Source organism: Dactylosporangium roseum (genome assembly GCF_025264685.1).
In the GTDB taxonomy this organism is placed as follows: Bacteria; Actinomycetota; Actinomycetes; order Mycobacteriales; family Micromonosporaceae; genus Dactylosporangium; species Dactylosporangium roseum.
In genome coordinates, this window is the sequence record NZ_CP073721.1 from 6,570,275 (window position 1) to 6,591,876 (window position 21,602).

Genomic DNA, 21,602 nt, shown 5'->3' on the forward strand with positions numbered 1-21,602 from the left:
TTCATGAGTTCGCGTACTCTCCGGGCCGTGCCAGAGATTCAGCCGAACGGGGTAGCGGCCGATGCCGAGGCGGACGCCGCCGATGAGCCGAACGGCGGATCAGCGATTCCGGACGCTTCGCGGGACACCGCCGCCGGCGGCGCACGAGGCGACCGGCCGGCCGCGGCGGCCGTCTCCGACGTCGACGCGACGCTCAACGACCAGGGCGTGCGGGAACTCGCCGCGCAGTTCGAGGACGAGAAGCCGGGCCGCCGGCTGATCGGGCCGGTGCGGATCGGGGTCACCGCCGTCGGGACGGCCGCCGCGCTGCTCGTGCTCTGGCAGGTCTTCCGGCCGCTCCCCCAGGGCAGCCAGTACTACCTGGTCGTCTTCCTCAGCGCGGTGCTGCCGCTGGTGTTCGTGCTGTACCCGTCGGGCGCCCGGCTCCCGTGGCCGCGCCGCGAACCGGACGTCGTCCCGGTCGACGAGGGACCGACCGGCACCGACTGGGTGCTCGCCGCGGCCGCGCTGGTCGTCTGCCTCTACCCGCTGCTGCCGTTCGAGATCGGCGCGGCCGGGGGCGGCTACGACGCGTTCCTGAACCGGCAGGGATTCCTCGAACCGCTCGACGTGGTGATGGGCGCCGTTCTGCTGCTGCTCGTCGTCGAGGCGTGCCGCCGCACGACCGGATGGGTGCTGCCGATCGTCTGCGCGCTGTTCCTCGCCTACGACTACTACGGCGGCCTGCTGCCGCAGACCTGGTCGATCGCCCACGCCGGGCTGGACTTCGACCAGATCATCGACGCGCTGTACAACTCGCCGAGCGGGTTCTACGGCACGCCGCTCGACGTCGCCGCGTCGTACATCGTCCTCTTCACGATCTACGGCGCGGTGCTCGACCTGTCCGGCGCCGGCGCGTTCTTCGTCGAACTGTCGGTCGCGGCGTTCCGCCGCTCCAAGAGCGCCGCCGGGCGCACCGCCGTGGCGTCCGGTTTCCTCCTCGGTACCGTGTCCGGCTCCGGCGCCGCGACGACGGTGAGCATCGGGGCGGTGACCTGGCCGATCCTGCGCCGGGCCGGGTACCCGGCGGAGCGGGCCGGCGGCATGCTCGCCGCGTCGGGCGTGGGCGCGATCCTGTCGCCGCCGACGCTGGGCGCCGCCGCGTTCATCATCGCCGAGTACCTGAACGTGTCCTACCTGGTCGTCCTCGGCTGGGCGACGATCCCGACGCTGCTGTACTACCTGGGCATCCTGCTGTCGGTCGAGATCGACGCCCGCCGGTTCGGCGCACGGCCGGTCAACCTGCGGGTCCAGTCGCCGTGGCAGTTGCTCGCGCGGTTCGGGTACCACTTCCTCTCCCTCTTCGTGATCATCGTGCTGCTGGCGCTAGGCCAGCCGGCGACGCAGGCGGTCATCTACGCCACACTGCTCGCGGCGGCGCTGTCGTTCCTGGACCGCCGGCACCGGCTCACCCCGCGCCGGCTCGTCGAGGCGCTCGCCGCCGGCATCCGCGGGGTTCTGCCGGTCGTCGCGGTCTGCGTCGCGGCCGGGGTCATCACCGCCAGTACCACCAAGACGGGCCTCGGGCCGCAGATGTCGGGCCTGATGGTCGACTGGGCGCAGTCGCTGGCGACGAACCACACCGCCGTCGTCGCGCTCACCGCCGTGTTCGCCGCGGTGGCGCTCACGCTGCTCGGCCTCGCGGTGCCGGTGACCGCGTCGTTCATCATCGGCTGGGTCATCATCGGCCAGGCGCTGATCAACCTGGGCATCTCCGAACCGGCGACGGCGATGTTCATCTTCTACTTCGCGGTGCTGTCCGAGGCGACGCCACCGACCGCTCTCGCCTCCGTGGCCGCGGCCGCGGTGACCGGCGGCAGGGTGTTCCCGACGATGTGGCAGACGCTGCGGTACGCGCTGCCCGCGTACCTGGTGCCCATCGCGTTCGTGGTCACGCCGATCGGCCGTGCGTTGCTCGGGCTCGCCGGGTGGGGCGACATCGCCTTCGCCGTGGCGGCGTCGGCGCTCGGCGTGCTCGCGCTGTCCATCGCCGCCGGCGGCTGGCTGATCGGTCTCGGCAAGGCCGGTGTCGTGCCGCGGGTGCTCGCCGGGCTGGCCGGCCTCCTGCTGCTCTGGCTCGACCAGGCGACCGTCGGCGTCGGCGTGGGTCTGCTGCTGGTGGCCGCGGTGCTCGTGTACCTCAGTGCTCGATCTCGTATTGACGCTCCTAGAGAGGATGTGCCGTGACATCGAAGTCCTGGATCGGAACCTGCGTGGCGGGCGCCCTGGTGCTGACGGCGATGGCCGGATGCGGAGGCCGGCAGACCGACAACACCACGGACAAAGCCGGGGCGAACTCGGAGATCGCCTGCACCGTCACCTCCGACACCCGCATCGCGATCGCGACCGGTAACACCACCGGCGTGTACTACGTCGTCGGCAACGCCCTGGCCACCCAGATCACCCAGGCGACCGGCGACAAGGTCAAGGCGAGCGCGGCCGAGACCGGCGCGTCCGTCGGCAACATCAAGGGCCTGGACAAGGGCGACTACCAGGTGGCGTTCTCGCTGTTGGACAGCGCGACCGACGCCGTACAGGGCAAGGGCTCGTTCGACAAGCCGGTGAAGATCGCCGCGCTCGGCCGGATCTACGACAACGCCACCCACGTCGTGGTGCGCGCCGATTCCGGGATCACCTCGGTCGCCGGCATGAAGGGTAAGCGGATCTCGACCGGCTCGCCGAACTCGGGCACCGAGGTCATCGCGCAGCGCCTGCTCAAGGCCGCCGGGCTCGACCCCGACAAGGACATCCAGCCGCAGCGGCTCGACCTGGCGAAGACCACCGAGGGCGTGAAGGCCGGCACGATCGACGGCTTCTTCTGGTCCGGCGGCCTGCCGACCGCTGGCGTCACCGACCTGTTCACGACCAACGGCGACAAGGTGAAGTTCCTCGACGTGTCCGGCCTGCTGCCGGAGATGCGGAAGCTCGGCCCGGCGTATCAGGAGGGCAGGATCCCGGCTGCGACGTACAAGACGCCGGGTGACGTCAAGACCATCGTGGTGCCGAACGTGCTGCTGGTGCGTGAGGACATGAACGCCGACCTGGCCTGCGTGCTGACGAAGACGCTGGTGGAGAAGCGCGAGGAGCTGGCGAGGGCCAACCCTGCGGCCAAGGGCATCACGCTGGAGACGATCCGCAAGACCGACCCGGTGCCGCTGCACCGCGGCGCGGTGGCGGCCCTGGACAAGGCGGGCGCCGCGAAGTAAGGCCCGACTCCGGAGATCGTGGTCCCGGCTCCTACCCCGAGATGGCGGTTCGGTCCGGGACCACGACTCCGAGGTCGCGGAGGACGACGGCCAGGTGTGTCTGCACGGCACGGGCGGCGGCCATCGCCGCGTGCACGGCGTCGCGGTCCGCGGCGTCGTGCGGGAAGAACGTGAGCCGGCCGTCGGCACGCCACACCACCGGCACGTCCAGCCGTTCGAGGATCGCCGTCAGGGCCGCCTGGCCGCTCATGAGGGTGGCGCGGACCGCACGGGACGGTGCTCCACCTCCACCGATGGCGGGCACTCGCCAGACATCGTCGACCGTGCACGCCTCCGCGGCCGCCACATCGATCACCATATGTCGACGGTAGGAACGGCGTGCGGTGTTTCACCAGCAAGATTTTCTTCCTGTGGACAACCGTCACGTCGAGCCGGTGGGCGGTGGACCTGGCCGAGGGGCCGGCGTCGGCGGGGTCGGCAACCGCACGCCTCAGGCGGGCTTCGGGATCGCGGGTTCGGTGCAGCGTGCGGCCGTTTCGGGGTGCGGCCGTTTCGGGGTGCGGCCGTTTCGGGGTGCGGCCGTTTCGGGGTGCGGCGTAAGGTCAGAGCATCGTCGTGATGGCCACCGCGAGCAGTTCGCTCGAGTGGCTGCCGAAGACGCCGACCGTCGGCGGGCGCGGTGTGAATCCCGGCAGGCCGGACAGGCCGTCGCTACCGTCCACGAGGCGGAGCTTGAACCGGCCAGGGCCGTCGAGGAGCAGGGTCACCTCGATGCCGCCGGACGGCGGGCCGTGGAAGATGACACCGAAGCGATCCCGCTCGTCGAGGTACGTCACGGCGTCGCGGCCCTCCACGATGGCCCGCACGACCCGGTGGTCGCCGACCTCGCCGTAGAACGACACGAACCGGACCTGCCGCTTCGACTCCAGCCGGAAGCGCACGGTGCGCCGGTTGCCCGAGGTGTCGTCGGAGAGCACGACCACGGTCGGGGCCGGAAGGTCGGCGACGTTCGCCGGGCCCACCGAGAGCATGCCCTCGGGCAGGACCGGGAACTGCCGGCTCTGCTCCTGCCGGTTGCGCACATACCGCGACGTCCACTCGCCCGGGGACTGTTCCAGGCTGACCCATCTGGCGACGTTGGTGTCGCGGTCGAGTGCGTACATCAGGTGGGTCGGCTCCGGGTGACGGCTGTCCCACCGGTCGACGAGCAGGCCGACGGTCGTGCAGAGCACCGCCACGACCAGGGCCGCGACCGCCGGGGCGGAGCCGAGCAGGCGGTGCCGCGGCTCGCCGGCCGGGCGGAACAGCGGCTCGAACGCCGGCAGCACCGCCAGGCCCAGCAGCACGGCGAACATCGCCGCGGCGGCGCCGGTCGCCAGGCCCAGCGCCGGGAAGAACAGCGCGACGGTGGGCGCCAGGATGAGCGCCGCGACACCAGCACCGGCGACCAGCACAGTGATCTTGAGCAACTGCTGGCGCGCGTGCAGCGCGGCGATGCCGGCGAGCGCACCGGTGAGGGCGGGGATCGCCGCGAGATACGACCCGCCGGGGACGGCGGCGGCGAACACCACGCCGAGCACGGCCAGCAGCGCCAGCCCGCCCGTCGCCAGCGGGACGGGGCCCAGCCGGCGGCGGCTCAGCGCATACCACCCCAGGAGCATGCTCGCGGCGAGCGCGACGACACCGAACCGGAACCAGGTCGGCCGGGCCGGGTCGAGCAGTTCCCCGTATCCGGGACGGATCGCCACCAGCAAGGTCCACAGGAGCTGGGCGGCGACGGCGACCACAACGACCGGCACGAGCGCCAGACCGAGTCCGGCCAGCGTGCGGGGCACCGACGTCAGGCCACGGCGGCGCGCCAGGAACACGAGGGCGGCGACGGCGAGCACCGCGATCACCGCGATCGGCCAGGTGAGCGCCGACGGGTAGCGCACCAGGAACCCGGCGAACGGGAAGTAGACCGCGTCCCCGGAAGCCGGACGCACCAGCGGCGCCAGGTCGGCCTGGCCGAGCTCGCGGGTCAGGACGAGCGCGTTGTCGCCGTGGTGCTGGAGGCTGGCGCGGTCCATCGTGTCGGGCCGGTCGAACGGACTGTGGTAGACGCTGGAGCCGTCGATGTAGGCGGTGTTGAGCCCGGTGAACCGGGACTGGCCCAGAAACGGGGTGAAGTCGGTGTCGTTGGACAGCAACCGGTAGACCTCGACGGCGAGGCTGGTGCCGACCGGGTGCGGGGTGCGGGCGTAGACGTCGATGAGATCGGCGTTGCCCTCGGAGGTCTGGAACATGACGGCCGGGCCGCGGCTGCCACGAGCCTCGAAGTTCAGCACGACGGACTGGCGCCGGCCGAGCGGGTGACGGGTGACGAACGCCTCCGCGCCGCACAGGCACGCCTCCTCGGCGTCGGTGAACAGGAAGACGATGTCGTTGCGCGGCCGCTCGCCGGTCGTCAGCGCGCGGGCCACCTCGAGCAGGGTGCCGCTGCCGGCGCCGTCGTCGTTGGCGCCGTAGCTGACCTGGACCGAGTCGTAATGCGCCATGAGCACGACCTGGCCGGTCGAGGCGGTGCCGGGCAGGACCGCGACGACGTTGCGCACCCGGGCCATGCCGCCGTCGCCGAACTTGCCGGCGTTGACCCCGACGCTGTCCTGGACCTCGGGGCGCAGCCCGAACCCGGCCAGGGTCTCGACGATGTACTCCCGGACGCGGTCGGCGGCGGGGCTGCCGGTGACGTGGACCTCCTGCCCGATCCGCTCGACGTGGGTGAACGCGCGTCCGGCGGAGAACTCACCGGCGGGGGCCGACGCCGGGCGGGGTGCGGGTGGCTGGACGTCGGCGATGCCGAGCGCGGCGAGCAGCGCGAGCACGATCGCCGCGGCGGCGGCGACGAGCGGCCGCCGCGGCGGTGCGGCGAAACTGCGGTCGGACAAGGGTCGGTCCTCCTGCTGCGGGGGTGAGCCACATTCTGCACTCCTCCACCGACACTTCCCGCCCGGACCTACGGCGCGTCCGGCCGCGACCACGCAGCGTGATGCAGGTCGGACGGAGCGCTCGAGGTCAAGATCGGGTGCCGCTCGGTTGTTGGGGATCCCGGAGCGCCCCGGGCCGCATAGCGTCTCGACCATGAACAACGAACTGACGCCAGCCGTGCCGGCCCCTTCGTTCGGCACGCCCCCGTTTGACGCCGGATCGTTCGACGCGAGCCACCTGGCCACCGCCGAGCTCGCCGCCCGCCACCAGCTCGACCAGGTGATGGCCATGGTGGGTGTCGACGGGCTGGTGGAGGCCCTCGCCCAGCCCTTCCTGCTGGCGAAGGTCGACCAGCACGCCGCGGCGGTACGGGAGAGCCTGACCGCCGCCGGGAAGCCGGTCGACGCGATCTCGCTCGCCGGTTACGCGCGCTCCGTGATCGCCGTGCACCAGCGCCACGGGCGGCCGCTGCCGACGCCGGAGAGCGTCGACTGGTCGGCGGCGGACTGGACGGCGCTCCGGCTCGTCGCGGTCTGCCATCTAGCGGACGCCGCCGGCGCCCTCTGAGCGGCCGGGCGGGTCAGCGCCGACGGCCGGAACGACCGGAGGACTCGTTCCAGCGGAAGTGCACGAAGAGCCGGCCGAAGTTGTCCGAGTCCTTCTCGATCCGGTGGTAGAGCGCCTTGATCTCGCGCTGGTCGAGGAACCGCAGCACCCGCTTCTTGAGTGCGCCCGACCCCTTGCCGGGGATGATCTCGACGAGGGTGGCGCGCTTGGCCACCGCCTCGTCGATGATCCCGCGCAGCGCACGGTCGATGTCGCCGCTGCGGTTGAAGATGTCGTGGAGGTCGAGCTTGAGCTTCACCTCACCAGCCTAATCGCCGCCGTCAGGCGGCGGCGGTCACCGGATGACCGGCCGCCTTCCACGCCTGGAAGCCGCCGACGAGGTCGGTCGCGAGGTGCAGGCCCAGGTCCTGCAGCGCGGCGGCGGCGAGCGACGACGTGTACCCCTCCGAGCAGAACACCACGACCGGCAGGTCGAAGCGGTCGGCGACGGCCAGCCGCGCACCGCTGCGGGGGTCGAACCGCCACTCCAGGACGTTGCGCTCGACGATCAGGGCACCCGGGATCTCGCCTTCCGCGGCGCGCTGCGCGGCGGGGCGGATGTCGACGAGGACGGCTCCCTCGGCGACGGCGAGCCGGGCCTGGTCCGGGTCGAGCCGGCGCAGCCGGGCACGGGCCTCGTCGAGGATCGTGTCGATGCTCTTTCCGGGCTGTACGGTCACCAGTCCGCTCCCGCCCTCGTGATGGACTCGACGCTGAGCCGGCCGTCGTGCAGCCGGTAGCGGGTCATGGCCCGCAGCGCCGGGCCGTAGACGTGCACCGTCACGGCCGGGCGGATGCCGGCGTTGACGACCCGGTGCACGTGGTGCGGGCCGAACCGCCGGCCCCGCCCGGCCGGCATCCCGGTGCCGACCAGCTCGCCACCCCTGACGGTCTGCTCGACGATCTCGCCGGAGACGACGGTGAACGCGCCCGCCGAGCCGCCGTGGTCGTGCAGGTCGGTCCCCTGGCCGGGCAGCCAGGTCAGCAGCCAGACCTCGTGGTCGCCGACGGTGGCGAGCCGCCCGTACCAACGCTCGCGCGGGTCGAACCGGGGCGCGAACGGCCAGTCGTCCGGCGCTGCCGCAGAGCGGCGCGCGATGTCCAGCAGGTCGACGGCGACCCCCGTGGAGACAGTCATAGAAAACTCCAGTATTCATACGTATTAGATAGGAATTAGAGCACACGCCGAGAATGCGGCCGCGAAGCGGGGATCGGGGTGTCGCGAGCGAAGGCTCTAGCGACTACAGCACGCGCTGGCGTGTCGAGCGAGGTCGACCACCAGTTCCTGGGTCAGCAACGCACCTTCGGGCCCCATGGAACCGATGGTGCCGATCCGGACACGTGGCCGTCAACCCGCGTCCACGATTCGGGACACGCCGTACGACACGGAAATGCCGGCGAACGGTGCCGGCGAACGGTGCCGGCGGGTGACAGGACGATGTGCGCGGTTTGCCAGCGCGGTACGGCAGGCTGAGAGCGTCGCGGTCCGTGAACGTCGCGGACCCATCCACAGGGGGAACACGCCATGAGCTTCGCTTTCCAGGCCACCGGCCTGGTCAAGCGCTTCGGCAAGACCACCGCGCTGGCCGGGGTGGATCTCGCCGCCGAGCCGGGCACGGTGCTCGGGGTCCTCGGCCCCAACGGCGCCGGCAAGACCACCGCCGTGCGCATCCTCGCCACGCTGCTGCGCCCCGACGAGGGACAGGCCGTCGTCGGCGGCTACGACGTGGTCCGCCACCCGGCGGCGGTCCGCCGCATCAGCGGCCTGACCGGTCAGTTCGCGTCGGTGGACGAGGACCTCACCGGCGCCGAGAACCTCGTCCTCATCGGCCAACTGCTCGACCTGCGCCGCGCCGACGCGAAGGCCCGCGCCGCGCAGTTGCTGGCCGAGTTCGACCTGACCGAGGCGGCGAACCGCCCGGCCAAGACGTACTCGGGCGGCATGCGGCGCCGCCTCGACCTGGCGGCCAGCCTCGTCGGCCGGCCCGCGATCGTCTACCTCGACGAGCCGACCACCGGCCTCGACCCGGCCAAGCGCGAGGACGTGTGGAACATGGTCCGCGCCCAGGTACGGGAAGGCACGACCGTACTGCTCACCACGCAGTACCTCGAGGAGGCCGACGCGCTCGCCGACGACATCTCGGTCTTCAACCACGGCAAGGTCATCGCGCACGGCACGCCGGCCCAGCTCAAGCACATCGTCGGCGGGCAGACCATCAGCGTGCGCCCGGCCGATCCGGCACACCTGGAGACGGTGGCGGCGATCCTGACGGCCGTCTCCGACAACCAGGTCGAGTCGCACGGGCGCGGGGTGCTGTCGGTGCCGGTCGCCGACGACCGGGCGATGACAGCGGTCGTGCGGCGGCTCGACGAGGCCGGGATCGGCGTCATCGAACTGTCGCTGCACCTGCCGAGCCTCGACGAGGTGTTCTTCACGTTGACCCGCGGCGAGAACACCGCGGACCCGCGGCAGGCGCAGGTGCCGGCATGAGCACCCCTCCCACCACCACCGCTTCCACCACCACCGCTTCCACCACCACCGCTTTCTCAGCCGGCACGCCGATCCGCGCGGCCGTCCCGGGCCGCCCGTTCGGCCTGGTCCGGCACAGCCTCGTCATGGCCCGGCGCAGCCTCATCAAGACGATGCGTACGCCCGAGCAACTGCTGGACGTCACGCTCCAGCCGATCATCTTCATCGTCCTGTTCGTGTACCTGCTGGGCGGCGCCATCTCCGGCTCCCGCCACGAGTACCTGCAGTTCCTGCTGCCCGCGCTGCTCGTGCAGAACGTGTTGTTCGCGTCGGCGCCGACCGGCGTCAGCCTGAACACCGACATCAAGACAGGGGTCTTCGACCGGTTCCGCAGCCTGCCGATCGGGCGGTCCGCGCCGCTGATCGGCGGGGTGCTCGGCGACATGATCCGGTTCGTGGTGGCGATCGTGGTGATGCTCGGCTTCGGCTACATCATCGGCTTCCGATTCGGGACCGACCCGCTGTCCGTCATCGCCGCCTGCCTGCTGATGATGTTCATGGCGTTCTGCTTTAGCTGGATGTTCGTGCTGCTCGGCATGGTCGTCCGCGAGCCGGGCGCGGTCCAGGGGCTCGGGTTCGTCATCATGTTCCCGCTCACCTTCGGCACGAACGTGCTCGTACCGACCGACACCCTGCCCGGCTGGTTGCAGGCCTGGGTGAAGGTCAACCCCGTCGCCGACGCGATGCAGGCGGCCCGCGCGCTGATGGTCGGCACAGGCCCGACGGCCGGGCCGGTGGTGCGGACGCTCGCGTGGTCGCTCGCGATCCTGGCGGTGTTCGCGCCGCTCGCGGTCCGCGCGTACCGCAGGAAGGCCTGAGCCGGCTCAACCCGGCCGCAGCAGGTCGACGGCTGTCCCCCGCGGCATCGAGGCGCCGCGGGCGACAGCCGTCTCGAACGCCTCGTCGCCGAGCTCCACACGCAGCAGCGCCGACCGGCGCAGCCAGTCCAGGTCCGACAGATCCGGGCCGCCGCCGAGCTGCTGCGCGACGCCCAGGATCTCGGCGGCGGTGCCGGGCGCGCCGCGAGCATGGGCGAGCCCGGCCCAGCCCATCGCGACCCGCGCCACGACCGGCATGTCCCGCACCGGCAGGGCCATCCGCATCGCCGCGGTCAGCCGTGCCCGGGCGGTGTCGAGCTCACCGCGCTCGACGTCGACGTGGGCGCGAGCGGCGAGCAGGATCGCCCGGTACTGCGGGGCGACCAGCGACAGGTCCCGCTGCAGGCGCCACGCCTCGGCGTAGAGCCGGTCGGCCTCGTCGAGGTCGCCTTCGGCGCGGGCCACGTGCCCCAGCTCCAGCATCGCATGCGACACGTCACGCGCCGCCACTCCCACGTCCTCGACGAACGCCCGCAGCTCGGCTCGCGCCACCGCCGGCCCGTCGGTGTGGACGCGCAGAGCGGCGAGGCTGATCCGCTGGAACGCATCGTTCGCCTGGATCCCGAGCTGGTGATGCAGCTCGATCGACTCCTCCAGAAAGCCGACGGCGGTGGCGAAGTCGCCGCGCCGGGCGTGCGCGCCCGCGGCCGAGGACAGGGTCATCGACAGGCCCCACCGCTCGCCGACCTTGCGGAACCCGACGGCGGCCGCGTCGAGGGCGCGCAGCATGCCGTCGATGTCGCCGTCGTTCTCCCGCAGGTGGCCGAGGAGCGTCAGCAGCATCGCCCTGGTCCAGGTGTCGACGGGGCCGGCGAGCCGCTCCTCGATGACGGCCGTGCCGCGCTCACTGTCGTCGCGGAACAGGTTCACCACCGGTTCGACGAGCGCGACGAAGGGATGGGCGTTCGCCCGCGGTACCGTCGCCGCCAACGTGGTCAGCTCGTCCAGCAGGTCGTGGTCGAACTGGAAGTCGCCGGCGAATCCGCTGTTGACCAGATACACCGCCAGCACGACGATCCGCGGGTCACGCGGGACGTCGCCCGGCACCCGCCGGATCCGGTCGAGCCAGAGCGCCGCTTCCGCGTGGTTGTCCTCGAACATCCAGAACCAACCCGCCGCGGCACCCAGCCGGTGCGCGCCGGCCGCGTCGCCGGCGTCGCAGAAGAACGCGACGGCCGCGTGCAGATTGTCGCGCTCGGGCCGCAGGCGCTCGAGCCGGTCGAGCTGCGCGGCGGTGCGCAGGTGCGGCTCCGCCTCCTCCATCAGCGCGAGGAAGTGGGCGGCGTGCGCGGCGCGGGCCGGGCCCACTCCCCCGCGCCGTGCCAGCTCCTCCAGCGCGAACTCGCGAATCGTCTCAAGCATCCGGTACCGCACCGTGGGTCCCTCGACGACCTGCAGCAGCGACCGGTCGACGAGGGCGTCGAGGGATTCCTCCGGGTCGTCGACGCCGGCGACGGCGCCGGCCGCGACCGCGTCGAAGGTGCCCGGGAACACCGCGAGCGCCGCACCGAACCGCCGCTCCCGCTCACCGAGCAGGTCCCAGCTCCACGCCACGACGGCGTGGAGCGTGCGGTGCCGAGGCAGGGCGGTGCGGCTGCCCCCGGTCAGCAGCCGGAACCGGTCGTCGAGCCGGGCCGCGACCTGCTCCGCGGTGAACGAGCGCAGCCGGGCCGCGGCCAGCTCGATCGCCAGCGGCAGGCCGTCGAGCCGGCGGCAGATCTCCACCATCGACCCCACGTTGTCGCCGGTCACCGCGAACCCGGGACGCACCGCGGCCGCCCTGTCCCGCAGGAGTTGTACCGCGGGAAACGTGACCGCCTCGCCGGCGGTCACGGTGCCGTCCGGGTGGCGCAGCGGGCCGACCGGGAACAACGACTCGCCGAGGATGCCCAACGGCTCCCGGCTGGTGGCCAGGATCCGCAGCTTGGGGCTGCGGCCGAGCAGTTCCTCGCCGAGCCGGGCGGCGGCGTCGACGACGTGCTCGCAGTTGTCCAGGACGAGCAGCACGCCAGCCCCGGTGAGGGCCTCGGTGAGCTGGTCCAGGACGTCGAGGCGGCGTGGACGCCGGGGTCCCTCCGGCTGACCGAGCCCACCCGCGTGCAGCGTGCGCAGTACCGTGGCCGGCACCTCCGCCGCCTCCGTCACCGGCGCCAGCTCGACCAGCCACGCCCCGTCGGGCAGGTGCCCGCCGACCCGGGCGGCGACCGAGGTGGCGAGCCGGGTCTTGCCGGCGCCGCCGGGGCCGACGAGCGTGACGAGGCGGCTGTCGAGGATCTGCGCGCAGAGCTGCTCGACGGCGCCGGCGCGGCCGACGAAGCTGGTCAGTGCGGCGCGGAGATTGCCGGTGCGGTTCCGCCGCGGCGTCTCCTGCCGCTCGGCCCGCAGCACGGCGAGATGGGCGTCGCGGAGCTGCGGGGAAGGGTCGGCGCCGAGCTCGTCGGCCAGCCTGGCCCGGCACTCCTCGAACACGGTGAGCGCCTCCGCCGGCCGCCCCTCGGCCTGCAGCGCGCGGATCAGCAGTGCGGCGAGCCGTTCACGCAGCGGATGCTCGGCGGTCAGTTCCCGCAGCCGGGCGACGGCGTCGCCGGGGAACCCGCCGGCCTCCGCGAGGTCCTCGGTGGCGGCGAGCCGCAGCTCCTCCCACCGGGCCGTGAACGGCGCCGCGAACCCGGCACCGGCAACGTCGGCGAGCGCCGGGCCGCGCCACAGGGCGAGCGCCTCACGCAGGAGCCGCCCGGCCGCCTCGGTGTCGTCGGTGCGCAATGCCCGGCGGCCGGCGGCGGCGAGCCGCTCGAACCGCGAGGCGTCGACGGCCTCGTCGTCGAGATCGAGGCGGTATCCGCCGGTGCCGGACACGAGGGCCGGGTGTCCGCCGAGGGACCTGCGCAGGCGCGACACGAGCGACTGGACGGCATTGGCGGGGTCGGCGGGGCCGCCGCCGGGCCAGAGTGCCTCGGCGAGCCGGTCAACGGCGACGGGACGGCCCGGCTCGACGGCCAGCCGGATCAGCAGGGTGCGCAGTCGTGCGCCACCGAGCTCGGCCGGGCGGCCGCCGATGTCTACGGTGAGTGGTCCGAGCAGCCCGACACGCATGGGTCAACTCTGCCACCGGCGTGGGCCGGGCCGCGTCCTGCCGTCCGGCCCACGGTGGGTGTGGTGCTGCGCTGTCGCGGTGTGTCAGTAGATGCTCACGCCGTACACGCTGAGCGGTTCGGTGACCGGCTGGAAGTACGTGACGCCGCCGGAGCTGCAGTTGCCGCTGCCGCCGGAGGTCAGGCCGAGGGCGGTCGTGCCGGCGAAGAGGGAGCCGCCGCTGTCGCCGGGCTCGGCGCAGACCGTCGTGCGGATCAGGCCGGTGACGCGACCCTGTGAGTAGTTCACCGTGGCGTCGAGCTGGGTGACGGAACCGCCGCGCACGCCGGTGGTCGAACCGCTGCGGCGGACGGACTGGCCGACGGCGGCGGCGCCGGCGGAGGTGATCTCCTGGAACGAGCCGTTGTAGAGGGAGACGTTGCCGGGGTGGGAGACGCCGGCCGCGTAGCGCACGATGCCGTAGTCGTTGCCCGGGAAGCTGGTGCCGGTCCGGGTGCCGAGGACCGAGCCGCTGCTCGTGGTCCAGGTCGAGCCGATGTTGGTGCAGTGCCCGGCGGTCAGGAAGTAGTAGGTGCTGCCGCTGACCACGTTGAAGCCGAGCGAGCAGCGGGAACCGCCGGAGTAGATGGCCTGGCCGCCCGAGATCGTCGGGCGCAGCTCGCCGGACATCCGCTCGATGCGCGCGCCGCTGCCGAGACCGGCGACGGTCGTCTCCAGGGTCTTGACGTGCTCGACCGGGACGGTGCTGTCGATCGAGACGACAACCTGGTTGCTCACCGGGTCGACGGCCCAGGCCGTGCCGGGGATGCCGGCCTTCGCGTCGAGGAGCGACGTGATGCGGGCCAGCTCGGCGCCGCTGTGCTTGACCGTGCGAGCCTTGGCGCCGGCGGCCTCGACGCTCTTGGCGGTCGCGGCGTCGGTGACGTTGACGACGAGCTTGCCCTGCGCGTCGAGGTATGAACCGGCGGTACGGGTGCCGAGGTGCTCGATGAGCGCCTCGGCGTTGGCCGCCTTGGTTTCCGCCGCCGCTTGTGCCACGGACGGTGCGAGGATCGAGCCGGCGACGAGCCCGGCGCCCGCGGCGATGACCGCGGCCCGCTGGAACGAGGATCTTGTGAGTCTCATGGGAGCCTCCCTGAATCGGAGCCGATAAATATCGACCTCGACAGATGCTTCCAGCGGAAAGGGACTCACACAAGATTCACTGTCAAATTCGGTCATAGCGCTCTCGTCATATCACCGCCGCCGGCGGCCCACACCCTCCAGCAGGAACTCGCTCACCGGGCCGTACAGGTGCGGCTGGACGTTGTCGTCGATCGGCACCGTCACCGACACGCGACCCTCGGCCTCGGCGATGAACAGCGCCGGGTCGTTGCTGTCCGCGAAGGCCACCACGTCGAGGCCGGCCGCCGCCGCGGCACCGGCGAACCCGTGGTCGGCGACCACCAGGTCGGGCAGCCCGGCGCCCTGCCGCTCCAACTCGGCCAGCATGATCCGCATGCCGTCCGGCGAATGGGTGTGCCACAGCGCGATGCCACGCTCCGCCGCCACCGCCACACCGCCGACGTACCGCACCGCCAACTGATACTCGCGGCCGTCGTACCGCCCCAGCGACGCGAACACCGCACCCGGCGCCGGCAGCAGCAGCTCACAGCCGGCCGCCCGCAGCGCCGCGGCGATCGCGAGATGCACCTCGATCATCCCGGCCGGGTGACCGGTCGCCACCAGCACCCGCTCCCGCCGCTCGGCAGCAAGGCGCAACCGATCGCGCATCCGCTCCAGAGCACGGACGGTCTTGTGCGGGTCGATCACGTCGGTGCCGGTCGCGCGATCCGGGTCGGCGTCGATGCCGACCCGTTGGGCCATGACCGCCAGCACCTCAGGCAGCGTCCACGTCTTCAGCGGGATCAGACCGAACAGGTATCCCTCATGACCTTCGGCGAACGCGGTGGCGTTGCCGTGGTTGGAGGAGCGAGTGGTCTCGACATCACCGGCGAGCCGCGCTTCGCGAAGATAGCTCACAAGCTCAGGCATATGACCCATGGTAGGCATACACACCCCCGGCACCGAGGAAAGCGGCCTAAGGTCACAGACATGCCGGATGCCGACACACGCGTGTATCTCGAGGCCGCCTCGAAGAAGGTCTTCGCCGGAAGCCTCGACTGGCCGGGCTGGGGCCGCTTCGCCAAGACCGAGGAAGCTGCGATCGAAGCCCTGGCCGCCTACGCCGAGCGGTACGCCCCCGTCGCGGCGGCCGCCGGGTTCAGCTTCCCGGCCACACCGCGGTTCACCGTCGTCGAACGGGTGCCGGGCACGTCGACCACCGAGTTCGGCGCGCCCGACGGCCGACCCGCCGCGGACCGCACGCCGGTGACCAAGGTTACCGCCGACCGGCACACCAAACTGCTGCGCGCCGCCTGGACGGCCTTCGACGACCGCGCCGCCACCGCACCGGAGTCGCTGCGCAAGGGACCCCGCGGCGGCGGACGCGACCGGGACAAGATGATCGACCACCTGATCGGCTCCGAAGCCGCCTACGCGCGCAAGATCGGCGTCAAGCACCGCCCACCGGTCATCGACGACAAGGACGCCATCGAGGCCCTGCGCGCCGACGTGCTGGCGGTCCTCGGCCGACCCAGCGACGGGGAGCCGCTCACGGCCAACGGCTGGACCGCGCGGTACGCCGCCCGGCGGTTCATCTGGCACGTGCTGGATCACGCATGGGAGATGGAGGATCGCAGCGAGTAATCGGGGCCGGGATGTGTCGGTGGGGTGGGTTACGGTGCAGGCATGGGGGAAGAGGCGGGGGTTCCTGGTCCGATCGGACCGCTGACGGACGCACTCGCCGCACTCGTCGACCTCGATCCTTCGACACTCGACGACGCGGCGGTGCGCGAGGCCACCCTGCTCCTGCTCCGCTCCCACAACCAGCTCGACGCGGCCATCACCCGGTTCCTCGGCGTGTTCGACGACCGGCGCCTGTCCCGCCACGACGCATACGGATCCACCAAGCGCTGGCTCGAAGCATTCGGGCGACTCTCCGGCCCGGCCGCCAGCAGTCGCATGCGGGCCGTCGAGATCACCCGCCTGCTGCCCGACCTGGAGGAGGCCTTCGGGGCCGGCGAGGTCAGTTCCGAGCACGTCAACCGGATCGGGCTCACCGCCGAAGAGGTCGGCGACGACGTCATCGAGCAGGTCGAGCAGACACTCGTACCGCTCGCACGCCAATTCGACCCGCACACGCTGCACGAGGCCTGCGCCTATCTGCGCGACGCCGCCCTGCGCGACAAGAACACCCCGCCCGACCAGCAATACCTGCGCCGCGGCGTGACACTCACCCGTCTCGGCGACATGTGGAAGCTGCGCAGCATCCTCGACACCGAGACCGGGGCCTTGCTCAGCGCCGGCCTCGACGCGTTCACCAAGGCACCGGCCCCCGACGACGACCGGAGCCCGGCCCAGCGACGCCACGACGCCCTCGCCGACCTGCTCACCGCGACCCTCCGGGACGGCCGCGCGCCGACGGTCGGCGGCGGACTGCGGCCCCACATCGCGCTGTTGATGCCGGTCCGGCGATACATGCAACTGCACGACCACGGCGACGACCCGGACGGGAGCTGGGACGCCTGTGGCGACGACGGCCCCGCCGTGCTCAGCGAGTGGGGTCCGGTTCCCGACGGGCTCGCCTCCCGGCTGAGCTGCGATGCGATGCTCCAGCCGATCTGGCTGCACCCCGACAACGGTGTGCCGCTGAAACTCGGCCGGGCCTATCGCAACACGCCACCGGCGCTGCGCCGGGCGTTGGCGGCCCGCGACCCGCACTGCCGCTGGCCCGGCTGCCGGATGCCGGCCAACTGGTGCGACAGCCACCATCTGCGGGAGTGGATCCGCGACCACGGCGAGACGGACATCGACAACCTCGTGCTGCTGTGCCGCTACCACCACGTGTGCGTGCACGAGCGCGGCTGGTCACTGCGCCGCGACCCCGGCAACGGCTGGATCATCGTCATCCGGCCCGACGGCACGCCGTACGAGCTCGGACCCAGCCATCCGCGCGCCAGCGCGGCCCCCTACAGCAGAGGCGGTGGCGGCGACCCGCCGCCCGGCTGACACGTCGTCATCGGACGGCGTCGGGGCCCGCACCGGCGAGGCCCCGCAACAACAACTGCGTCAACGTCTCGATCGCCTCGTCGTCGGTGAGTCGCGGCTCGGGTGCGGTCAGGTGGGCATAGGCGAAGAACGCCAACATCGAACCCATCGCATCGGCCACCACGGCCGGGCGGCCCGGCAGCACACGGCCGCTCTCCGCCATGCGCTCCAGGTGCTCGCGCAGCATCGTGGTGTCCTGCGCGAGCCGCTGCCGGGCCGTGCCGCTGTAGGGCTCCTCGGCCGTCGACGCCTGGAACAGCGCCACCATCACGGGCAGATGGTCGCGGAAGGCGGTCCAGGCCGCGGCGACGTGAGCGCGCAACTGGGCCTCGTCGGCGAGGTCATGGTCCGGGTCGTGGTCGGGCAGAGCGGCGTCCGCGGTCACCTCCATGTCGACCAGCAGCGCCTGGAGTAGCTCCTCCTTGCTGGAGAAGTGGTCGTAGAAGGAGCCGACCGCCCGGCCGGCCTCGGCCGTGATGTCACTGATCTTGGTGTTGAGGTAGCCGCGTTCGGCGAACAGCCTGCGGGCCGCATCCTTCAGTGCGGCCTGGGTCTGGGCCGCCTTCTCCTTGCGCGTCACCATGGCCGCCACCGCCTCACTCGCTCCCCCGCTCGCACGTCGTCACCACCACATCCCGGAGCGCGGCTCCGGCCCGCCCGGTCGTCCCGTTCCCTTCATCGGTCCGCTCCCTTCATTGGTCCACGATCGGATCGGACAGAACACGTCGCTCCCCACTGCTCACCGTTCGGGACCGGCCCGGCGGAACCGGTCATTTCCGTTCCGCACGGCTCAGGGCCGCAAGGACCTTCCCGAGTTCCTCACCGGCTCAGGACCGGTTGAGACAGACGGTCCCTTTGGTTCCGCACCATTCACGACCGGCTCGGCCGGCCGGTCATCCCCGCTTCCGCACCGTTCCACGAGCGGCTCGGACGGCCCCGGACCAACTCGGACCAACTCTGGACCAACTCGGGCCAACTCTGGATCAGCTCGGGTGCAACTCGTACCGATTCAGTCCATCTCAGATCGTCGTGACCCGTTTTGCAATTTCTCAGGACGACCCGCACCGATCTCACCACCCGAATCTCACCGCCCGAACGGACTCCACCAACTCGGACCAGTCAACGCCGACGCGCGCCGCATCGCACCCGGCCCGGGCCACGAGACCCAGCGCGCAGGCTACGGGATTTGCCAGCCGCAGATCTTGCCGACCGACCGGAGTAGCGATATAACCGAACTTAGATTCACTGAATATCAATTCACTAAGGAGGTCCGCATGGAAGCGGTGATCATCGGCGGTGGAGTCGCCGGGCCTGTCGCGGCGCTCGCGCTTCGGCGGATCGGATGGGACGTCACCATCTACGAGGCCTACGCTGATCCGGCCGGCGACGTCGGCTCGTTCATCAGCCTCGGGGCCAACGGACTGCGGGTGCTCGACGCCATCGGCGCCGGCCGCGCCGTCACCGCCCGCGGGACCGCGATTCCGCTGCTCCGTCTGTGGAGCGGTCGCGGCAGACTCCTGGGCGAGGCACCGCGCGGCCGCGTCACACTGATGCGCGGCCACCTGGTCGAAACCCTGCGCGACCTCGCGATCGACGCCGGGGCCTGCCTCGTCACCGGCCGACGGCTGCAAGACGTCCGCAACGGGACGGCGACGTTCGCCGACAGCACCGCCAATCCCCGGGCAACGAGCCGGGAGACCGTCCAACCCGACGGCGGCCACCGCCATGCCGGCCAACCGGCCACCGCCGATCTGATCGTCGGCGCTGATGGCGTGCACTCACGGCTGCGTACCATCGTCGACCCCGGTGCGCCAGCGCCGGTCTACGCCGGGTTGTGGACCGTCAGCGGCAGGTCGACCCACCCGGTCGAGCCCGGCGCGTTCAACCTCGTGTTCGGGTCCAAGGCCACCTTCGTGTACGCGGCAACCGCGGCCGGGACGCTGTGGTCGGCCCAGGTGCCGTCCCGCACCCGGCCCGCCGCATACCTCGGCCACGAGTCGCTGATCGAGCTGTACCACGGCGACCGCGGTCCGGCGGCGCGGATCATCGAACACACCGACCAGTGGCACCCGTTCACCGTGCTGCGGCGCCTGCCGTCGGTGCCGCGGAGCCACCGCGACGCCATGGTGCTCCTCGGCGACGCCGCGCATCCGATCGGCGCCGGGCAGGGCGCGTCACTGGCCATCGAGGACGCGGTGGTCCTGGCGAAGTGCCTCCGCGACCGGGCAACCGTGACCGACGCCCTGGCCGCGTTCGACCGCCTGCGCCGGCCGCGCACCGACCGGATGCTGAAGGCTGCCGGCGTCAACAGCGGCGCGAAGATCGCCGGGCCGCTCGCCGCCCGAGTCCGTGACGCGTTGATGCCGGTGCTCTTCCGGCGGTTCGCCACCCGCGGCAGTGCCTGGATGTACGACTACGACGTCGAGTGGCAGACTCCGGTCGCCACGGTGTCCGCGTGAGGGGCGGCGCCGGATCAGGCGTGCAGTTCGGTCAGCCGGCCCGCTTCCGCGGTGACCTCCTTGCGGACCGACGCCGGCAACGGGGTGAACGGCTCCCACGCCACCTCCCCCTTCGCGGGCTTCTTGCCGGCGCGGTACGACCAGACCCCAGCCACCTGCCCGTCGACCAGGAACGTCCCGATCGACTGCGGCATGCGGACGTGGAACACCTTCGACCGGTGCTCCTCCGGCAGGATCAGCGTGCGGCGGGCGTGGGCGAGCAGCGTCGCGTCGTACGTCGGCAGGAACCGCACCGGTGCCGGGGTTTCGGGGTCCGGCAGCGGCCCGTCCGGCAGGTCGACGAGTTCCCGTCCCCGCTCGTCGCCGAACCGGCGCAGTTCGAGCCGGTTCAGGACGGCGGCAACGGTGGCGACCGGCAGGCCGGCCCAGTCCGCTATCTCGGTGCGGTGGGCCGGCCCGAACGCGCCCAGATAGCGTCGGATCACCAGTTCCTGCGCGTCGTTCTCGGTCACGTCGGGCGGGCCGACCCAGTCTTCGGCGGCGCCGAACAGGTCCGCCCGCCGCCGCGCCCACGTGCCGGACGGTGGGACGCGCACCATGTCGAGGTACATGCCGATGCCGCGCCGGACGCGGGGCCCGAACAGCTCGTCGATCTCGGTCCGGGGAACCGGCCGTTCGCGGAGCAGTTCCCGCAGTCGGGCCACGGCGTCCGCCATCTCGGCGGGGTCGGGCCGGTCACGGGTCAGCCGGTCGTACCATTCGCGGCGGGCCCGCCGGACACCGGCCGCGAACGGCCAGAAGTCGGCCCGCGACACGAGGTGGATGGTGGCCCGCAGAAGCGTCGCCTGGACGACCTCACGGCGCTCCAGCAGGCGGGTGAGTTCGGCCCGGTCGAAGCCTTCGATGCGGGTCCACAGTCCGATGTACATCGACGGCGCGTACTGCGCCTGGAGGCCGCCCATGCGCTCGAGCACGTCGGGGACGGTGTCCGGCACCCTCTTGAGCAGCATTTGGCGGGCGAGCAGCGCCCGGTTGAGATCACGCCAGGTAAGGGTCCGCTCCACGGAGAAACCGTAGATCAGCCCGGGATTCGGCGGAACGGCACCTCACGCGGCGTTCTTGAGGGCGGTCTGCACCAGTTCCATGGTGCGGTCGTAGCTGATGCCTTGTTCCCGCAGCAGCCGGGCACCGAGTCCGCGCTCTTCCTTGAGCACGCCGAGCAGGATGTGCTCGGTGCCGATGTAGTTGTGCTTCATCGACAGGGCGACGCGGAGTGACAGTACGAGGGCCGTCTTGGCGCCGTTGTTGAATCGGGTAGGGATCTTGGTGCGGCGACGGAGGAACCCGCCGCGTTCGGCCGGCTCGGCGCGTTCCAGCGCTCCCGGGCCGAAGGTCTGCTCGATGCTGGACCGCACCGCGTCGAGGTCGATGCCGATCGAGCGCAAGGCGGCCGCCTCGTCCCCGGCGGCGAGCATGGCCCGCCACGAGTCGGGGTCGAGGCCGGATGCCCGCAGGACGGTGTGCGCGATGCCGCCGTCGCCGGCGAGCATCGCGAGCACCAGGTGCTCGGTGCCGATCGCGTGGTGGCCGAGCGCGTCGGCCTCGACCTTGGCCGTTTTCACGGTCGTCCGGGCACGGTCGGTGAACCGCTCGAACATGCTGCTCCCCTTTCGCT

Annotated in this window: 19 protein-coding genes; 8 read left to right on the top strand and 11 right to left on the bottom strand. The window is 71.9% G+C overall.

Annotated elements, in window-relative coordinates; genetic code table 11:
• The first annotated feature begins 27 nt into the window (after positions 1-27).
• The gene (locus Drose_RS30785; RefSeq protein WP_313899952.1) at positions 28-2,226 is read left to right on the top strand and encodes a TRAP transporter permease; all 2,199 of its coding nucleotides are present in this window, start codon (positions 28-30) and stop codon (positions 2,224-2,226) included.
• Positions 2,223-3,245 carry a TAXI family TRAP transporter solute-binding subunit gene (locus Drose_RS30790; RefSeq protein WP_260724774.1) on the top strand — a complete coding sequence of 341 codons (1,023 nt, stop codon included), beginning with the start codon at positions 2,223-2,225 and terminating at the stop codon, positions 3,243-3,245. The genes Drose_RS30785 and Drose_RS30790 overlap by 4 nt, the downstream gene beginning before the upstream one ends.
• A gap of 31 nt (positions 3,246-3,276) precedes the next feature.
• On the opposite strand, the gene Drose_RS30795 is transcribed toward Drose_RS30790, so the two are convergent.
• Both Drose_RS30795 and Drose_RS30800 read right to left on the bottom strand, forming a co-directional pair.
• On the bottom strand, positions 3,277-3,603 hold the full coding sequence (locus Drose_RS30795) for a hypothetical protein (protein ID WP_260724775.1): 327 nt from the start codon (positions 3,601-3,603) through the stop codon (positions 3,277-3,279).
• Between the two features lie 244 nt (positions 3,604-3,847).
• Positions 3,848-6,172 carry a M28 family peptidase gene (locus Drose_RS30800; RefSeq protein WP_260724776.1) on the bottom strand — a complete coding sequence of 775 codons (2,325 nt, stop codon included), beginning with the start codon at positions 6,170-6,172 and terminating at the stop codon, positions 3,848-3,850.
• A gap of 193 nt (positions 6,173-6,365) precedes the next feature.
• Between Drose_RS30800 and Drose_RS30805 the strand changes: the two genes are divergently transcribed.
• Positions 6,366-6,779: a DUF6401 family natural product biosynthesis protein gene (locus tag Drose_RS30805; RefSeq protein WP_260724777.1), complete on the top strand. Its 414-nt coding sequence runs from the start codon at positions 6,366-6,368 to the stop codon at positions 6,777-6,779.
• Positions 6,780-6,792: 13 nt separating this feature from the next.
• Here the strand turns inward: Drose_RS30805 and Drose_RS30810 are convergent, their stop codons facing one another.
• Genes Drose_RS30810 through Drose_RS30820 form a run of 3 tightly spaced genes read right to left on the bottom strand, consistent with a single transcriptional unit; the run spans position 6,793 to position 7,956 of the window.
• Positions 6,793-7,077, bottom strand: a complete 285-nt coding sequence (locus tag Drose_RS30810) for a Smr/MutS family protein (RefSeq protein WP_260724778.1) — start codon at positions 7,075-7,077, stop codon at positions 6,793-6,795.
• Between the two features lie 22 nt (positions 7,078-7,099).
• Complete coding sequence (locus tag Drose_RS30815) at positions 7,100-7,501, bottom strand: rhodanese-like domain-containing protein (RefSeq protein WP_449247097.1); 402 nt, start codon at positions 7,499-7,501, stop codon at positions 7,100-7,102.
• A complete protein-coding gene (locus tag Drose_RS30820) occupies positions 7,495-7,956 on the bottom strand; it encodes a cysteine dioxygenase (protein WP_260724780.1) in 462 nt (153 codons plus the stop codon). Before Drose_RS30820 ends, Drose_RS30815 begins: the two co-directional genes overlap by 7 nt.
• A gap of 387 nt (positions 7,957-8,343) precedes the next feature.
• Between Drose_RS30820 and Drose_RS30825 the strand changes: the two genes are divergently transcribed.
• On the top strand, positions 8,344-9,309 hold the full coding sequence (locus tag Drose_RS30825) for an ATP-binding cassette domain-containing protein (protein WP_260724781.1): 966 nt from the start codon (positions 8,344-8,346) through the stop codon (positions 9,307-9,309).
• Complete coding sequence (locus Drose_RS30830; RefSeq protein WP_260724782.1) at positions 9,306-10,166, top strand: ABC transporter permease; 861 nt, start codon at positions 9,306-9,308, stop codon at positions 10,164-10,166. Before Drose_RS30825 ends, Drose_RS30830 begins: the two co-directional genes overlap by 4 nt.
• A gap of 6 nt (positions 10,167-10,172) precedes the next feature.
• Here Drose_RS30830 and Drose_RS30835 read toward each other — a convergent pair whose 3' ends face one another.
• From Drose_RS30835 to Drose_RS30845, 3 genes are all read right to left on the bottom strand, one after another.
• Positions 10,173-13,319: a BTAD domain-containing putative transcriptional regulator gene (locus Drose_RS30835; protein WP_260724783.1), complete on the bottom strand. Its 3,147-nt coding sequence runs from the start codon at positions 13,317-13,319 to the stop codon at positions 10,173-10,175.
• A gap of 84 nt (positions 13,320-13,403) precedes the next feature.
• Positions 13,404-14,444: a S1 family peptidase gene (locus Drose_RS30840; protein WP_260724784.1), complete on the bottom strand. Its 1,041-nt coding sequence runs from the start codon at positions 14,442-14,444 to the stop codon at positions 13,404-13,406.
• Between the two features lie 111 nt (positions 14,445-14,555).
• Entirely contained in the window at positions 14,556-15,353 is a 798-nt protein-coding gene (locus Drose_RS30845; RefSeq protein ID WP_260724785.1) for a phosphatase, read from the bottom strand.
• 60 nt (positions 15,354-15,413) lie between these two features.
• On the opposite strand from Drose_RS30845, the gene Drose_RS30850 reads away from it, so the two are divergent.
• Both Drose_RS30850 and Drose_RS30855 read left to right on the top strand, forming a co-directional pair.
• Complete coding sequence (locus Drose_RS30850) at positions 15,414-16,067, top strand: hypothetical protein (RefSeq protein WP_260724786.1); 654 nt, start codon at positions 15,414-15,416, stop codon at positions 16,065-16,067.
• Between the two features lie 42 nt (positions 16,068-16,109).
• The gene (locus tag Drose_RS30855; RefSeq protein ID WP_260724787.1) at positions 16,110-17,429 is read left to right on the top strand and encodes an HNH endonuclease signature motif containing protein; all 1,320 of its coding nucleotides are present in this window, start codon (positions 16,110-16,112) and stop codon (positions 17,427-17,429) included.
• Positions 17,430-17,436: 7 nt separating this feature from the next.
• Here Drose_RS30855 and Drose_RS30860 read toward each other — a convergent pair whose 3' ends face one another.
• Positions 17,437-18,051 carry a TetR/AcrR family transcriptional regulator gene (locus tag Drose_RS30860; RefSeq protein WP_260724788.1) on the bottom strand — a complete coding sequence of 205 codons (615 nt, stop codon included), beginning with the start codon at positions 18,049-18,051 and terminating at the stop codon, positions 17,437-17,439.
• A 691-nt stretch (positions 18,052-18,742) separates the two neighbouring features.
• Between Drose_RS30860 and Drose_RS30865 the strand changes: the two genes are divergently transcribed.
• Complete coding sequence (locus Drose_RS30865; RefSeq protein WP_260724789.1) at positions 18,743-19,927, top strand: FAD-dependent oxidoreductase; 1,185 nt, start codon at positions 18,743-18,745, stop codon at positions 19,925-19,927.
• Positions 19,928-19,941: 14 nt separating this feature from the next.
• On the opposite strand, the gene Drose_RS30870 is transcribed toward Drose_RS30865, so the two are convergent.
• Complete coding sequence (locus tag Drose_RS30870; RefSeq protein ID WP_260724790.1) at positions 19,942-20,991, bottom strand: winged helix DNA-binding domain-containing protein; 1,050 nt, start codon at positions 20,989-20,991, stop codon at positions 19,942-19,944.
• Positions 20,992-21,033: 42 nt separating this feature from the next.
• Positions 21,034-21,585, bottom strand: coding sequence for a Clp protease N-terminal domain-containing protein (locus Drose_RS30875; RefSeq protein ID WP_260724791.1), 552 nt, complete (start codon positions 21,583-21,585; stop codon positions 21,034-21,036).
• Positions 21,586-21,602 lie beyond the last annotated feature (17 nt).

Coding starts and splice junctions, on each gene's coding strand:
- Drose_RS30795 (WP_260724775.1), bottom strand. CDS start 3,603: ATGGTGATCGATGTGGCGGCCGCGGAGGCGTGCACGGTCGACGATGTC.
- Drose_RS30805 (WP_260724777.1), top strand. CDS start 6,366: ATGAACAACGAACTGACGCCAGCCGTGCCGGCCCCTTCGTTCGGCACG.
- Drose_RS30820 (WP_260724780.1), bottom strand. CDS start 7,956: ATGACTGTCTCCACGGGGGTCGCCGTCGACCTGCTGGACATCGCGCGC.
- Drose_RS30825 (WP_260724781.1), top strand. CDS start 8,344: ATGAGCTTCGCTTTCCAGGCCACCGGCCTGGTCAAGCGCTTCGGCAAG.
- Drose_RS30830 (WP_260724782.1), top strand. CDS start 9,306: ATGAGCACCCCTCCCACCACCACCGCTTCCACCACCACCGCTTCCACC.
- Drose_RS30835 (WP_260724783.1), bottom strand. CDS start 13,319: ATGCGTGTCGGGCTGCTCGGACCACTCACCGTAGACATCGGCGGCCGC.
- Drose_RS30840 (WP_260724784.1), bottom strand. CDS start 14,444: ATGAGACTCACAAGATCCTCGTTCCAGCGGGCCGCGGTCATCGCCGCG.
- Drose_RS30845 (WP_260724785.1), bottom strand. CDS start 15,353: ATGCCTGAGCTTGTGAGCTATCTTCGCGAAGCGCGGCTCGCCGGTGAT.
- Drose_RS30850 (WP_260724786.1), top strand. CDS start 15,414: ATGCCGGATGCCGACACACGCGTGTATCTCGAGGCCGCCTCGAAGAAG.
- Drose_RS30855 (WP_260724787.1), top strand. CDS start 16,110: ATGGGGGAAGAGGCGGGGGTTCCTGGTCCGATCGGACCGCTGACGGAC.
- Drose_RS30860 (WP_260724788.1), bottom strand. CDS start 18,051: ATGGTGACGCGCAAGGAGAAGGCGGCCCAGACCCAGGCCGCACTGAAG.
- Drose_RS30865 (WP_260724789.1), top strand. CDS start 18,743: ATGGAAGCGGTGATCATCGGCGGTGGAGTCGCCGGGCCTGTCGCGGCG.
- Drose_RS30875 (WP_260724791.1), bottom strand. CDS start 21,585: ATGTTCGAGCGGTTCACCGACCGTGCCCGGACGACCGTGAAAACGGCC.